11 protein-coding genes are annotated in these 13,413 nt (G+C 68.5%); 6 read left to right on the top strand and 5 right to left on the bottom strand.

The window, feature by feature from the left end:
* Window positions 1–40: 40 nt before the first annotated feature.
* The gene (locus tag FHX60_RS12710) at window positions 41–358 is read left to right on the top strand and encodes an Mpo1-like protein (protein WP_183283555.1); all 318 of its coding nucleotides are present in this window, start codon (window positions 41–43) and stop codon (window positions 356–358) included.
* A 440-nt stretch (window positions 359–798) separates the two neighbouring features.
* Here FHX60_RS12710 and FHX60_RS12705 read toward each other — a convergent pair whose 3' ends face one another.
* Window positions 799–2,145 (bottom strand): YihY family inner membrane protein, encoded by a 1,347-nt coding sequence (locus tag FHX60_RS12705; protein ID WP_183283554.1) that lies wholly within the window; start codon window positions 2,143–2,145, stop codon window positions 799–801.
* Window positions 2,146–2,329: 184 nt separating this feature from the next.
* Between FHX60_RS12705 and wrbA the strand changes: the two genes are divergently transcribed.
* From wrbA to FHX60_RS12680, 5 genes are all read left to right on the top strand, one after another.
* Window positions 2,330–2,932 carry an NAD(P)H:quinone oxidoreductase gene (gene wrbA, locus FHX60_RS12700; protein ID WP_092313672.1) on the top strand — a complete coding sequence of 201 codons (603 nt, stop codon included), beginning with the start codon at window positions 2,330–2,332 and terminating at the stop codon, window positions 2,930–2,932.
* Entirely contained in the window at window positions 2,929–3,336 is a 408-nt protein-coding gene (locus tag FHX60_RS12695) for a DUF2069 domain-containing protein (protein ID WP_183283553.1), read from the top strand. The genes wrbA and FHX60_RS12695 overlap by 4 nt, the downstream gene beginning before the upstream one ends.
* Before the next feature lie 19 nt (window positions 3,337–3,355).
* Complete coding sequence (locus FHX60_RS12690; RefSeq protein ID WP_183283552.1) at window positions 3,356–4,774, top strand: FAD-binding oxidoreductase; 1,419 nt, start codon at window positions 3,356–3,358, stop codon at window positions 4,772–4,774.
* 333 nt (window positions 4,775–5,107) lie between these two features.
* Entirely contained in the window at window positions 5,108–6,274 is a 1,167-nt protein-coding gene (locus FHX60_RS12685) for a thiolase family protein (RefSeq protein ID WP_183283551.1), read from the top strand.
* A gap of 17 nt (window positions 6,275–6,291) precedes the next feature.
* Window positions 6,292–6,690 carry a Zn-ribbon domain-containing OB-fold protein gene (locus FHX60_RS12680; RefSeq protein ID WP_111519702.1) on the top strand — a complete coding sequence of 133 codons (399 nt, stop codon included), beginning with the start codon at window positions 6,292–6,294 and terminating at the stop codon, window positions 6,688–6,690.
* 50 nt (window positions 6,691–6,740) lie between these two features.
* Here the strand turns inward: FHX60_RS12680 and FHX60_RS12675 are convergent, their stop codons facing one another.
* The 4 genes from FHX60_RS12675 to FHX60_RS12660 form a co-directional block, all read right to left on the bottom strand.
* Window positions 6,741–7,616, bottom strand: coding sequence for a pirin family protein (locus FHX60_RS12675; protein ID WP_183283550.1), 876 nt, complete (start codon window positions 7,614–7,616; stop codon window positions 6,741–6,743).
* Window positions 7,617–7,748: 132 nt separating this feature from the next.
* A complete protein-coding gene (locus tag FHX60_RS12670; protein ID WP_112775396.1) occupies window positions 7,749–8,324 on the bottom strand; it encodes an acyloxyacyl hydrolase in 576 nt (191 codons plus the stop codon).
* A 273-nt stretch (window positions 8,325–8,597) separates the two neighbouring features.
* Window positions 8,598–12,101, bottom strand: coding sequence for a pyruvate carboxylase (locus FHX60_RS12665; RefSeq protein ID WP_183283796.1), 3,504 nt, complete (start codon window positions 12,099–12,101; stop codon window positions 8,598–8,600).
* A 217-nt stretch (window positions 12,102–12,318) separates the two neighbouring features.
* Window positions 12,319–13,248 carry an adenylate/guanylate cyclase domain-containing protein gene (locus tag FHX60_RS12660; RefSeq protein WP_183283795.1) on the bottom strand — a complete coding sequence of 310 codons (930 nt, stop codon included), beginning with the start codon at window positions 13,246–13,248 and terminating at the stop codon, window positions 12,319–12,321.
* Between the last annotated feature and the right edge of the window lie 165 nt (window positions 13,249–13,413).

Genomic DNA, 13,413 nt, shown 5'->3' with positions numbered 1-13,413 from the left:
AGGTCTACACTGCAGCAAACAAGACCTGCCGGAGACAGCCATGGCCCACGCCCGCGCGCGCGAGTTCGAGAATTTCGCGGCCTTCTATCCCTACTACCTGAGCGAACACCAGAACCGTACCTGCCGGCGGCTGCATTTCGCCGGCTCGACGGTGGCGCTGTTGTGCCTGGTGGCGCTGGTCGCGACCGGCAATGCCTGGTGGCTGCTCGCCGCGGTGGTGGCGGGGTATGCGTTCGCCTGGGTCGGGCATTTCGGGTTCGAGAAGAATCGGCCGGCTACGTTCCGGCATCCGGTTTATAGCCTGATGGGGGATTGGGTGATGTATGCGGATATGTGGCGGGGGAGGATTTCGTTTTGAGGGGAACGGGTCCTGGTGCTTGTTTTGGGGTGGTCGCTGTTGGTGACATGCTGTCGGCGCTTGAACCGCCTGGTTCCGCCCTCCTGGGCGGGTCACTTTTTGGCCGAGCGCCAAAAAGTAACCAAAAAGCGCGTTTACTGCCCTGCGGGCGGCATGTCTTATCGTAGTGTGCCCGGGCGTTTTCGTACGGGGCTGGGCTTCCTCACATAGCGGGACTGCCTGCCGCAGGGGTGCACCACGGTGGCAAGGGCGTTGAAGTGTGGGTTGAACGAGCCCAGAGCGCGGAGTGGCCCCTGCTGCGGGCCTTGTCGTAGGAACGCCTTCGGCTGCTGCGCCGTCAGTATCGCGGGGCGTGGGCCCCTGGCACGGTACGCCTCGCTGCGCTCGCTTGGCGCTGTCGGCCGGTGACCCCACCGAATCTAGCGCCAGCCAATCAGAAATCAAACCTGCCCATGCCACCCCGGTGGCACCACCTCCAGCTGACGCCGCTGGCGCTGCCCATCGCCATCGCTGGCCGTGGGCGGCAAGTCCACCGGCTGCTGCCGGAACACCGTTTCCAGCGTCTGGTCCAGCTGCGGATTGTCCAATATCGACTTGAGCGCATCGGCGCCGCGCAGATGCTGCGCCAGCGCCGTGCGAGGCAGCCGCGGCAGGTTCAGCACCAGCCGGTCATGCAGCGTGCGCAGCGTCACCTGCGACGGGTCGCACAGCAGCGCCCAGTGGGCCTGGCCGCGCTCCTGCTGCAGGCGGCCGACCAGATGCATGGCCTTGAGCTTGTCCAGCAGGCTGGCCAGGTAGTCAGCCTCGACCCGCAGCTTGCGGCTCAGGTCCAGTTCGCCGACGCTGCGCGGCACTTCATCGCGGGCGCGGTAGAGCAGCAGCAGCACGCCCAGCGCGTCGAAGAACTCGCTGCCGGCAAAGCTGCGGCGGCGCCAGTAGCCCTGCCGGATCACCGGCAGGTTGGCGGCGATGGTCGCGCCCAGCAGCGTCACCAGCCAGCTCAGGTAGATCCACAGCAGGAACAGCGGCAGCGCGGCGAAGGTGCCGTAGACCGCGGTGTAGGCCGGGATCTCGGTGATGAAATAGCCGAAGCCGCGCTTGGCGAATTCGAACGCCACCGCCGCGACCAGCCCGGCCACGATGGCGTCGCGCCACTCGACATAGGCGTTGGGCACCGCCGTGTACAGGAAGGCAAAGGCCAGCGCCGACAGCAGCACCGGCGCCGCGCCCACCAGCAGGCCCAGCCCCACCGGCATGGTGCCGACATAGCCGGCCGAGATCGAGATCAGGTAGGAACTGATCGACAGGCTCGCGCCGATCAGCACCGGGCCGAAGGTCAGCACCGCCCAGAACACCAGCACCCGCTGCGCCAGCGGGCGGCGCTGCTTGACGCGCCAGATCGCGTTGAGCGCGTCCTCCACCGTCAGCATGGTCAGCACCGAGGTCACCATCAGCCCGCCCAGGCCCATCGCGGTCAGCCCGCGCGCGCTCTTGGCGAACATGCCGAGATAGCGCTGGATCGACTCGCTGACGTTGCCAGGAATGAGGTTCTGGAACAGGTAGGCCTCGATGGCGTTGCGGAAGTCGCGGAACACCGGGAACGCGGCAAGCAGCGCGAAGGCCACGGTCAGCACCGGCACCACCGCCAGCACGGTGGTGAAGGTCAGGCTGGCCGAGACCTGCGGCAGGCGGTCTTCGGCGGCGCGGCGCAGCGCATAGCGCGCCAGGGCACGCACCTTTTGCAGGTTCCATTCCCGGCGCAGGCGGGCGACGCGGGCTCCAATCATGCGCAAGCAACCTCCTGGATCTGGTCTGTCGGATCGTCTGTCGAATTCAAGGATGGCCCCGTGGCGCGTGCAGCGCGAGGCCATCGGGAGATGGCGCGGGGGGCGCATCTATAATACGCGCATTGTTGCCGGCATCCTCCCGCATCACGCTTCGCTGCCCCTTCACCGCCGGCCATCCCGCTCCATGACCGAGATCCTCGTCCTGTACTACAGCCGCCACGGCAGCACCCGCAAGCTCGCCGAACTGATCGCCACCGGCATCGACAGCGTCCCCGGCGCGCAGGCCCGCCTGCGCACGGTGCCGCCGGTTTCCACCGTGTGCGAGGCCACCGCGCCGGAGATCCCCGCCGACGGCCCGCCGTATGCCGAGCTGCGCGACCTGGAGGAATGCGCCGGTCTGGCGCTGGGCAGCCCTACCCGCTTCGGCAACATGGCCGCGCCGGTGAAATACTTCCTCGACGGCACCGTGGCCCAGTGGCTGTCGGGCGCGCTCGCCGGCAAGCCCGCCTGCGTGTTCACCGCCACCGGCAGCCTGCACGGCGGGCAGGAGACCACGCTGCTGTCGATGATGCTGCCGCTGCTGCACCACGGCATGCTGATCCTGGGCCTGCCCTATTCCGAGAAGGGGCTGATGACGACGGCCTCGGGCGGCACGCCGTACGGCCCCAGCCACCATGCCCACGGCGACAACCGCGGGCCCGTCACCGAAGACGAATCGGCGCTGGCCCTGGCCATGGGCCGCCGGCTGGCGCAGACCGCGCTGCGCCTGGCCGGAGCGCAGGCATGACCCCCGGTGTGAACAGCGACCAGGCCCTGCACAGCCCATGGCTGTACCGGCTCAGCGTAGGCAGCCTGCTGGCGCTGCTGGTGCTGTGCATTGCCTGGGAATGGTTCCTGGCGCCGCTGCGGCCGGGCGGCTCGTGGCTGATCCTCAAGTTCCTGCCGCTGCTGCTGCCGCTGCGCGGCGTGCTCACGCGCAACCGCTACACCATGCAGTGGTCGTCGATGCTGATCCTGCTGTTCTTCACCGAGGGCATCGTGCGCGCCACCAGCGACCGCGCGCCCTCGTCCACGCTGGCGTGGGTCGAGGTGGCGCTGACGCTGGTGTTCTTCACCAGCACCATCCTCTACCTGCGCCCGTACAAGCGCCGCGCCCGCGCCGCCGGCAAGGCCGCCGAGCCCAAGTCCTGAACCGCGTCCATCCATCGCCATGACCTCGCCTCAAGACTCCTTCCTCGCACTGTGCCGCGCCGCGCTGGGCCCGCAGCACGTGCTGACCGATGCGGCCGACCAGGCGCCCTACCTGACCGACTGGCGCAAGCGCTATCGCGGCGAGGCGCTGGCGGTGCTGCGCCCGGGCACCACCGCGGAAGTCGCCGAGGTGGTCCATGCCTGCCACGCGCACCGGATCGCCGTGGTACCGCAGGGCGGCAACACCGGCCTGTGCGGCGGCGCCACGCCGGTGGCGGGCGCACCGCAAGTGGTGATCTCGCTGCAGCGGCTCAACCGCATCCGCCAGCTCGATCCGCTCAACAACACCATCACGGTCGAGGCCGGCGTGGTGCTGCAGCAGCTGCAGGAGGTGGCGCGCGAGCACGGCCGGCTGTTTCCGCTGAGCCTGGCGGCCGAGGGCAGCTGCACCATCGGCGGCAACCTGTCGACCAATGCCGGCGGCACCGCGGTGCTGCGCTACGGCAACACGCGCGAACTGTGCCTGGGGCTGGAAGTGGTGACGCCCTCCGGCGACACCTGGCACGGGCTGCGCGGCCTGCGCAAGGACAACACCGGCTATGACCTGCGCGACCTCTTCATCGGCGCCGAAGGCACGCTGGGCATCATCACCGCCGCGGTGATGAAGCTGTTCCCGCTGCCGCGCGCGTCGGTCACGGCGCTGGCCGCGGTGCACAGCCCGCGCGCCGCGCTGGCGCTGCTGGCCATCGCCCAGTCGCACGCCGGCGCCATGCTGACCGGCTTCGAGCTGATGTCGGCGCTCAGCATGACGCTGGTGACGCGGCACTTCCCGCAGCTGCGCTATCCGTTCGCCGACATGCATCCGCAGCTGGTGCTGCTGGAACTGTCCGACAGCGAAAGCGAAGCCCATGCGCGCGGCATCTTCGAAACCATGATGTCGGCCGCCTTCGACGCCGGCGTGGTCGCCGACGCGGTGGTGGCCGAATCGGTGCAGCAGTCGCGCGACTTCTGGAACCTGCGCGAGCATATTCCGCTGGCGCAGGTGGAAGACGGCAAGAACATCAAGCACGACATCGCCGTGCCGGTATCGCGCGTCGCGGACTTTATCGAGTGTACCGACGCGCTGCTGCAGAACGCCTTTCCCGGTGCGCGCATGGTCACCTTCGGCCATCTCGGCGACGGCAACCTGCACTACAACGTGGCGCCGCCCGAAGGCGTCGACCACGATGCCTTCCTGGCGCACCAGGACCAGGTCAACCGCATCGTGCACGACAGCGTGCGCTCGCATAACGGCTCGATCTCGGCCGAGCACGGCCTGGGCCAGCTCAAGCGCGAGGAAAACCGGCATTACAAGAGCGAGGTCGAACTTGCCATGATGCGGGCGATCAAGGCTGCGCTGGATCCGCTCGGGCTGATGAATCCGGGCAAGGTGGTGTGAGCGCGCGTGCGCTCAGCGGCGCAGCGATGGCTGCCCTGCCGCCAGCATCAGCAGGCCCTGGGCCTCATCCACCGCTTCAACGAAGCAGGTCATCGATCCTGTTTATTTAGGTTCAGAACTGTCCAGCGCAGATTGTTGCGGTCGCCGCAATCGTTCGCGCCGCAAGCGCCTCCCGCCCGGCTTCGATGGCAGCATCCCCCGCCTGGACCGAATACACCCTTCGGCACTTCCGAATACAACGCAGCGGGCAAGCTACGCAATACTCTCGGGATCGCCGTGCCAGCATCGCCCCGCCCTCGCGCTGGCACCACCTGACGCACCGAAGGAGAACAGATGAGCATCAACGGCAAGGCCTACATCGTCGGGGCCTACGAGCACCCGACCCGCAAGGCACCCGACAAGACCGTGGCACAACTGCACGCCGAAAGCGCCAAGGGCGCGCTGCAGGACGCCGGCCTGACCCTGGCCGACGTCGACGGCTACTTCTGCGCCGGCGACGCGCCCGGGCTGGGCGCGGTCAACATGGTCGACTACCTCGGCCTGAAGGTGCGCCATGTCGATTCCACCGATACGGGCGGCTCCGCGTACCTGGTCCATGTCTCGCACGCCGCGCAGGCGATCGCCGCCGGCAAGTGCAACGTCGCGCTGATCACGCTCGCGGGCCGGCCGCGCTCGGAAGGCTCCACCGGCACGCAGGCGCGCAACTGGGGCGCCAACCTGCCCGACCTGCCGTTCGAAAGCCCGTTCAGCCCGGTCACCGTCAACCTGTACGCGATGGCGGCGATGCGCCATATGCACGAGTACGGCACCACCGCCGAGCAGCTCGCCTGGGTCAAGGTGGCGGCGTCGCACCACGCCCAGCACAACCCCCACGCCATGCTGCGCGACGTGGTCACGGTCGAAGACGTGCTGAACTCGCCGATGATCTCGGATCCGCTGCACAAGCTGGACTGCTGCGTGGTCTCCGACGGCGGCGGCGCGCTGGTGGTGGCGCGTCCGGAAATCGCCGCCACGCTGCAGCGGCCCAAGGTGAAGATCCGCGGCGCCGGCGAGTACATCAAGGGCCAGCTCGGCGGCGAAGTCGACCTGACCTGGTCGGGCGCGCGCTTCTCGGGCGCGACGGCCTTTGCCGAAGCGGGCGTGACCCCGGCTGACATCAAGTACGCGTCGATCTACGACAGCTTCACCATCACCGTGCTGATGCAGCTGGAAGACCTGGGCTTCTGCAAGAAGGGCGAAGGCGGCAGGTTCGTCGCCGACGGCAACCTGATCTCGGGCGTCGGCAAGCTGCCGTTCAATACCGATGGCGGCGGCCTGTGCAACAACCACCCGGCCAACCGCGGCGGCATCACCAAGGTCATCGAAGCCGTGCGCCAGCTGCGCGGCGAGGCCCATCCCGCGGTGCAGGTCGCCAACTGCGACCTCGCGCTGGCGCAAGGCACCGGCGGCTACCTGGGCTCGCGCCACGGCAGCGCCACCCTGATCCTTGAACGTGAATAACGCGCCGGAGCACTGACATGACGACCCCACACATCCCAGCCGTCTACAAGGCGCCCGACGAACAGCCCGACAACCTGCCGTTCTGGCAGGCCGCGCGCGAGGGCAAGCTGCTGGTCAAGGTCTGCGACGACTGCGGCAAGCCGCACTGGTACCCGCGCGTGCTGTGCCCGTTCTGCATGGGCACCACCTCGTGGAAGCAGGCCAGCGGCCGCGGCACCATCTACACCTACAGCGTGACGCGCCGCGCCGGCCCCAACCCGTTCTGCATCGCCTACGTGAAGCTGGAAGAAGGCGTGACCATGATGACCCATATCGTCGACTGCGATCTCGACACGGTGCGGATCGGCCAGAAGGTGCAGGTCAAGTTCTCGCCCAGCGACGGCGGCGCACCGGTGCCGACCTTCACGCTCGCCTGAGGCGGCGCCGCAGCCAGCCGGCGACGCGCCGCCCGACTGCGTGCGGTGGCCTACTGCTGGCCCGCGGCCATGCTGCCGAAGCGGCCGCTGCTGAAGTCGCGGAACGCCTCGGCAATCTCCGCCTCGGTGTTCATCACGAACGGGCCGTGGCCGACGATGGGCTCGTCGATCGGCTCGCCGCTGAGCAGCAGCACCACCGCATCGGTGCCGGCCTCGATGCTGACCGCATCGCCGGCGCCATCCAGCACCACCATCTCGGCATCGCGCACGGTGGCCTCGGCGTTGACCGTGACCTTGCCGCGCAGCACCACCAGCGCGGTATGCCAGCCTTCGGGCAGCGCCACGCGCGTGCCGGTGCCCTGGTTCAGGCGCATGTCCCACACATGCATCGGCGTAAAGGTGCGTGCCGGGCCGCGCTTGCCTTCGTATTCGCCGGCGATCACGCGCACCGTGCCGGCGCCGTCGGGCATCGGCACTGCCGGGATGTCGCGGTCGACGATGGCCTGGTAGCCCGGCGCGGCCATCTTGTCGCGCGCCGGCAGGTTGACCCACAGCTGCACCATCTCCAGCGCGCCGCCGCTTTGCGTAAAGGCGGGCGAATGGAACTCTTCATGCAGGATGCCGGCGCCCGCCGTCATCCATTGCACGTCGCCCGGGCCGATGACCCCGCCCTGCCCGGTCGAGTCGCGATGCGCGACCTCGCCCTTGTAGACGATGGTGACGGTCTCGAAGCCGCGGTGCGGATGCTGGCCCACCCCGCGCGGACGCTGCGTCGGCGTGAAGTCGGCCGGACCGGCGTAGTCGAGCAGCAGGAACGGGCTCAGCTGCTTGCCGTGGCTGGTGTACGAGAACATCGAACGTACCGGGAAACCATCCCCGACCCAGTGCGGACGCGGTGCGCTGTAGACACCCAGAATGCGCTTCATGTCGATCTCCGAGAATGCCGGCCACGCGGGCCGGCAATGATCCATGAAGCGATGATAGGTGCCGCGGCCGGTGCGCGGTAGGCGGCGGGATTGCGATGCAGCGTCCTGCCGCTGGAACGATGCCGCCAGCGCTCAGAAGCGGTAGCGCACGTATCCCATGCTGAAGTTGGTGCCAGGATTCGGGTCCTTGATCCCGGCATTGGACAGGTGCTGGAAGCGGTAGCCGATCGTCAGCCGCTGCGCCTTGCCGAAGGCGACGCCGACGCCGATCATGTCGGAAAACTGGAACGCCGAGCCCATGCGGTGGCCGCCGGCAATCTCGGTGTGGGTCAGCACGCGCAGGCCCACCGAGGCCTCGACGAACGGCGTGGCGTACTCCCCCGCATAGCTGAGCCGGAAGATCGGCGACACGCCGAACTCGGTCAGCTGGCTCGACGGCCGCGACGACAGCGCGCGCCAGTTGGCAATGCTGACCTCGCCGTCCAGCGCCAGCGCCAGCCGGCTCGACAGCTGCCACTGCACGATCTCGTCCCAGCGCGCCGCCACTTCGTATTTCTCCACGCCGTGCCGGTTGTCGCGCCCATAGCCCGCCTGCATCGAGAATGCCGCGGCGCCGGCGGCGGACGGCAGCGCCAGCAGGCCGGCCGTAATCGACACCAGAGCCGCGCGCGGCAGCCCCCCTGACAATGTGTTTTTCTTCACTGACATCCGTCTGTGTCGGGCAGCGCCTGCGAGATTGCCGCGCCACCGCTTTCTTTTGATCACGGCTCGACACGATAGCAGCGCTTTGAGATTGCAGAAGCCTCCGTCAGGCAAACACAGTGTTTCATTGCAGGAACAATATTGCGATGCGCGCCAGGGGACGCGATCCATGGCGGCCCGGCTGCCGCGCCAGCCAGGCAAAAACCCCGGAAAGACCGTGGTCTTCCGCGGTTCCGCGCAGGGCTGACTCTGGCGCAGCGGCGTGTCGTGCTGCCCGGGTCAGTCCTTCAGTTCGACCAGCAGATCCTTCGCCGCCACCCGATCGCCCGCCTTCACATGGACCGCCGCGATCTCGCAATCCCGGTCCGCGGCGATATGGGTCTCCATCTTCATCGCCTCCAGCGCCAGCAGCGTGGTGCCCGCGGCCACGCGCTGGCCGGGCTGCACCGCCACCGTCACGATCGAGCCCGGCATCGGCGCGGCAACATGCAGCGGGTTGTCGGGCTCGGCCGCCGCCCGGCCCTGGCGCGCGGCCGCGGCCTGCGCGGTGCTGCGCTGTTCGACCAGCGTGGTGCGCGACTGCCCGTTCAGCTCGAACTGGACCTTGATCTTGCCTTCGTCGGCATCGGGATGGGTGCCCTGCAGCGACACCAGCAGGGTCTTGCCGGGCTCGATGTCGATCGCCACCTCTTCCTGCGGCTGCAGGCCGTACAGGTAGGCCGGCGTGGGCACCACCGAGGTATCGCTGTACAGGCGCACATGCGCGTGGTACTCGGCCGCCTGCTTCGGATACATCAGGTACGAGGCCAGCTGGCGGTCGTCGAGCGGCTGCTCGCACGCCGCCGCGCCCGCGGCGCGGGCCGCGTCGAGGTCGACCGGCGCGATCTGGTCGCCGGGCCGGTACGGCGCCGGCGGCTCGCCGCGCAGCACCTTGCGCGACAGCGCCGCCGGGAAGCCGTCGGGCGGGAAGCCCAGCTCACCGCGGAACAGCGACACCACCGATTCCGGGAACGCGATCTCCTTGCCCGGATCGCACACGTCGGCGGCGCTCAGGTCGTTGGCCACCATCATCAGCGCCAGGTCGCCGACCACCTTGGAGGTCGGCGTGACTTTGACGATGTCGCCGAACATCCGGTTGACCTCGGCGTAGGCGCGCGAGACCTCGGTCCAGCGGTGCTCGATGCCGAGCGAGCGCGCCTGCTCGCGCAGGTTGGTGTACTGGCCGCCCGGCATCTCGTGGCGATAGACGTCGGCGGTGCCGGCGCGGATCTCGGATTCGAACGGCGCGTAGTAGCGGCGCACCCCTTCCCAGTACATCGACGCCTCGTGCAGGCGCTCCAGGTCCAGGCCCGGGTCGCGCTCGCTGCCCGCCAGCGCCGCGGCGATGCTCGACAGGTTGGGCTGCGAGGTCAGCCCGCTCATCGCGTCGAGCGCGCCGTCGACCGCGTCGCAGCCGGCCTCGATCGCGGCCAGCGCCGAGGCGGCCGAGATGCCGCTGGTGTCGTGCGTGTGGAAATGCACCGGCAGCCCGGTCTCTTCCTTGAGCGCCCTGACCAGCGCCGCGGCCGCCTGCGGCCGGCAGATGCCGGCCATGTCCTTGATGCCCAGCACATGCACGCCGGCCTGCTGCAGCTCGCGCGCGATGCCGACGTAGTACTTCAGGTCGTACTTGGAACGCTTCGGGTCGAACAGGTCGCCGGTATAGCAGATCGCGCCTTCACACAGCGCGCCGCTTTCCCCTACCGCATCGATCGCCACGCGCATATTGCGCACCCAGTTGAGCGAATCGAACACGCGGAACAGGTCGACGCCGGCGCTGGCCGCCTGGCGCACGAAGAAGCGCACCACGTTGTCGGCATAGTTGGTGTAGCCCACCGCGTTGGAGCCGCGCAGCAGCATCTGGAACAGCACGTTGGGCACGCGCTCGCGCAACTGCTCCAGGCGCTGCCACGGGTCTTCCTTCAGGAAGCGCAGCGCCACGTCGAAAGTGGCGCCGCCCCAGCACTCCAGCGAAAACAGCTGCGACAGCTCGCGCGCATAGAACGGCGCGATCGGCAGCATGTCGGCGGTGCGCATGCGCGTGGCGAACAGCGACTGGTGCGCGTCGCGCATGGTGGTGTCGGTCAGCAGCACGCGCTTCTGTTCCAGCATCCAGCGCGAGAACTTCTCGGCGCCCAGTTCGCGCAGCCGGTCGCGCGTGCCGTACGGCAGCGCAGCGCCGGTGTCGATCGCAGGCAGCACCGGCGCGGGCAGCGGCAGCGTCGGCAGCGCGCGTCCGCTCAGCTCCGGGTGCCCGTTGACGCTGACCTCGCCCAGGTAGCGCAGCAGCTTGGTGGCGCGGTCCTGGCGCCGGGCAAAGGCCAGCAGTTCCGGGGTCTTGTCGATAAAGCGCGTGGTGACGTCGCCCGAGCGGAACGCGGGATGGTTGATGACGTTCTCGAGGAACTGCAGGTTGGACGCCACGCCGCGGATGCGGAACTCGCGCAGCGCCCGGTCCATGCGCCGCATCGATTCCGGCGCGGTCGGCGCCCAGGTGGTGACCTTGACCAGCAGCGAGTCGTAGTACGGCGTGATCACCGCGCCGCCATAGGCGGTGCCGGCATCGAGCCGCACGCCGAAGCCGGCGGCGCTGCGATACGCGGTCAGGCGGCCGTAGTCCGGCAGGAAACCGTTTTCCGGATCCTCGGTGGTGATCCGGCATTGCAGCGCGTGGCCGTTCAGATGGATATCCTGCTGGACCGGCACGCCCGCGGCGCGCACTACGATCTTGCCGTCGGCATCGCGCGTGTTCTCGGTCATGCCGATATGGCCGCCTTCGGTGATGCGGATCTGCGCCTTGACGATATCGATGCCGGTGACCATCTCGGTGACGGTGTGCTCGACCTGGATGCGCGGGTTGACTTCGATGAAGTAGAACTGGCCCGAGTCGGCATCCATCAGGAACTCGACCGTGCCGGCATGGGTGTAGCCGACCGCGCGCATCAGCCTCAGCGCGGACTCGCACAGTGCGCCGCGGCCGGCATCGTCGAGATACGGCGCCGGCGCGCGCTCGACCACCTTCTGGTTGCGCCGCTGCACGGTACAGTCGCGCTCGTACAGGTGCACCAGGTTGCCGTGCGTGTCGCCCAGCACCTGCACTTCGACATGGCGCGCGTTGCGCACCAGCTTCTCGACGTAGACCTCGTCGTTGCCGAACGCCGCCAGCGCCTCGCGCCGCGCCGCCGCGAGCGCGCCCTCCAGGTCCTGCTCGCTCTCCAGCACGCGCATGCCGCGCCCGCCGCCGCCCCAGCTCGCCTTCAGCATCAGCGGATAGCCGATGCCGGCGGCCAGGCGCTTGCACGTGTCCAGGTCATGCGGCAACGGCTCGGTGGCCGGCATCACCGGCACGCCCGCGGCGATCGCCGCGTTGCGCGCCGCGACCTTGTTGCCGAGCTTGCGCATCACCTCCGGCAACGGGCCGATCCAGCGGATGCCGGCATCGATCACGGCCTGCGCGAACTCAGGGTTCTCCGACAGGAAGCCATAGCCCGGATGGATCGCGTCGACCCCGGCCTGCCGCGCAATGCGCAGGATGTCGTCGATATCGAGATAGGCCGCCAGCGGCTTCTTGCCCGCGCCGACCAGGTAGCTCTCGTCGGCCTTGAAGCGATGCAGCGCGAGGCGGTCTTCCTTCGAATAGATCGCCACCGTGCGCACATTCATCTCGGCGGCCGCGCGCATGACGCGGATCGCGATCTCGGAGCGGTTGGCAATCAGCAGGGATTGGATCGGGCGGTAGTCCATGGCGGCAAGAAAATGTCCCTCCGTGCGCGTGGCCACGGAAAGTCGGGTGAGGGGGAATGGCGGATCACAGGCGGGAACCAGCATGCGCCTGTACCCGCATGGGCGCAAGAAGCGAGCCACCGCCCCGCTTGTTGATTTACAAGCGGATTTTCAACGCCGCCGGGCACACATGGAATTCAAAACTGAAATTCCCCGGCCGATTTCATGCGCATTGCAGCTATCGGCCCGCACCGGTCTTGTCCACCTGCAGGGCGAATTCGATGCACTCCGCGCTCGGCCCCGTCCATTGGCCAAACCCGATCCAGCCGTGCCCTCTCAGCGTGACCTCGTCGCGGCGCAAAATGAATGGCTCGGCGCCATCCATGCTGACATGGGTGCCGTTCGAGCTTCTGTCGATCAGTACATACCTGCCGGCGCGCGGCTCGGCCATGGCCTGGAAGCGCGACGCGAGGCGGTCCGACACCACGATGGTCATGCCGGCGTCCCGCCCGATGGTCACCGGCGCCGAGACGGCGTTCATCTCGACCACGGTGTCCCGATAGCGCAAGGTGAGGAACGCGGCATGCGACAGCGGCTCCTTGAATCCCGCGATCAGGGTCAGGTCGGTGGCCTGCTGCCAGATCGCCTCGTACAGCTCAACCGGCTGCGCCCTGCCGCGCACGTGGATCGGGTACAGGTAGCGCGTCATCTGGCGCAGCGGCGCGGGCAGGTCCGCGACCGCGTCCTTGCTGGTGATGATCTGTCCGCGCGCGGCGAGCCCGGACAGCCGTGCGGCCAGGTTCACGGCATCGCCGAAGACATCGCCGGACGCGTCCGACAGGATCGGGCCATGGTGAAAGCCGATATGGGACGACATGGTGAAGCCGGCCACGGGCGGCAGCTCGGCAACCGCCCGCTGTATGTCCAATGCCGCCTGCAGCGCCTGCTCGGCACAGGGAAACAGCACCATCACCTCGTCGCCGATGGTCTTGACCAGCCGGCCTTGCGAGGCCTCGGAACAGGATTTCATCGCGCCGATGCAACGGCCGACCGCGGCAAGGGCGGCCGCGTTGCCCGCCCGTTCATAGAGCCGCGTACTGCCGCTGACATCCGCGAACAGTACCGAACCCTCCGACGCCTGGTGCAGCAGTTCCCGGTCCATGTGCATCCCGATCCGTCCCGCCATCCCCGCGCGGCGATCCGGCCAGCTGCCGGCGCCGCGCTTCCGCATGCTGGGAATTCTGGCACCGGCAAAGCCGATGCTCAATATGAATCTGGAGCGCGCCGGACGAGGAAGGGAAGGAGATCGGCGCACGCATCGGGTGAGCGGCGC

It is taken from the genome of Cupriavidus alkaliphilus (genome assembly GCF_014191175.1).
In the GTDB taxonomy this organism is placed as follows: Bacteria; Pseudomonadota; Gammaproteobacteria; order Burkholderiales; family Burkholderiaceae; genus Cupriavidus; species Cupriavidus alkaliphilus.
Note: the sequence above shows the minus strand (reverse complement) of the source record. Positions and strands in the feature narration are given on the sequence as shown.

What these genes read in the sequence shown, in the direction of transcription:
- wrbA (WP_092313672.1), top strand. Translation starts at nt 2,330, where the DNA reads ATGACCGAGATCCTCGTCCTGTACTACAGCCGCCACGGCAGCACCCGC.
- FHX60_RS12670 (WP_112775396.1), bottom strand. Translation starts at nt 8,324, where the DNA reads ATGTCAGTGAAGAAAAACACATTGTCAGGGGGGCTGCCGCGCGCGGCT.
- FHX60_RS12675 (WP_183283550.1), bottom strand. Translation starts at nt 7,616, where the DNA reads ATGAAGCGCATTCTGGGTGTCTACAGCGCACCGCGTCCGCACTGGGTC.
- FHX60_RS12685 (WP_183283551.1), top strand. Translation starts at nt 5,108, where the DNA reads ATGAGCATCAACGGCAAGGCCTACATCGTCGGGGCCTACGAGCACCCG.
- FHX60_RS12680 (WP_111519702.1), top strand. Translation starts at nt 6,292, where the DNA reads ATGACGACCCCACACATCCCAGCCGTCTACAAGGCGCCCGACGAACAG.
- FHX60_RS12665 (WP_183283796.1), bottom strand. Translation starts at nt 12,101, where the DNA reads ATGGACTACCGCCCGATCCAATCCCTGCTGATTGCCAACCGCTCCGAG.
- FHX60_RS12695 (WP_183283553.1), top strand. Translation starts at nt 2,929, where the DNA reads ATGACCCCCGGTGTGAACAGCGACCAGGCCCTGCACAGCCCATGGCTG.
- FHX60_RS12705 (WP_183283554.1), bottom strand. Translation starts at nt 2,145, where the DNA reads ATGATTGGAGCCCGCGTCGCCCGCCTGCGCCGGGAATGGAACCTGCAA.
- FHX60_RS12660 (WP_183283795.1), bottom strand. Translation starts at nt 13,248, where the DNA reads ATGCACATGGACCGGGAACTGCTGCACCAGGCGTCGGAGGGTTCGGTA.
- FHX60_RS12710 (WP_183283555.1), top strand. Translation starts at nt 41, where the DNA reads ATGGCCCACGCCCGCGCGCGCGAGTTCGAGAATTTCGCGGCCTTCTAT.
- FHX60_RS12690 (WP_183283552.1), top strand. Translation starts at nt 3,356, where the DNA reads ATGACCTCGCCTCAAGACTCCTTCCTCGCACTGTGCCGCGCCGCGCTG.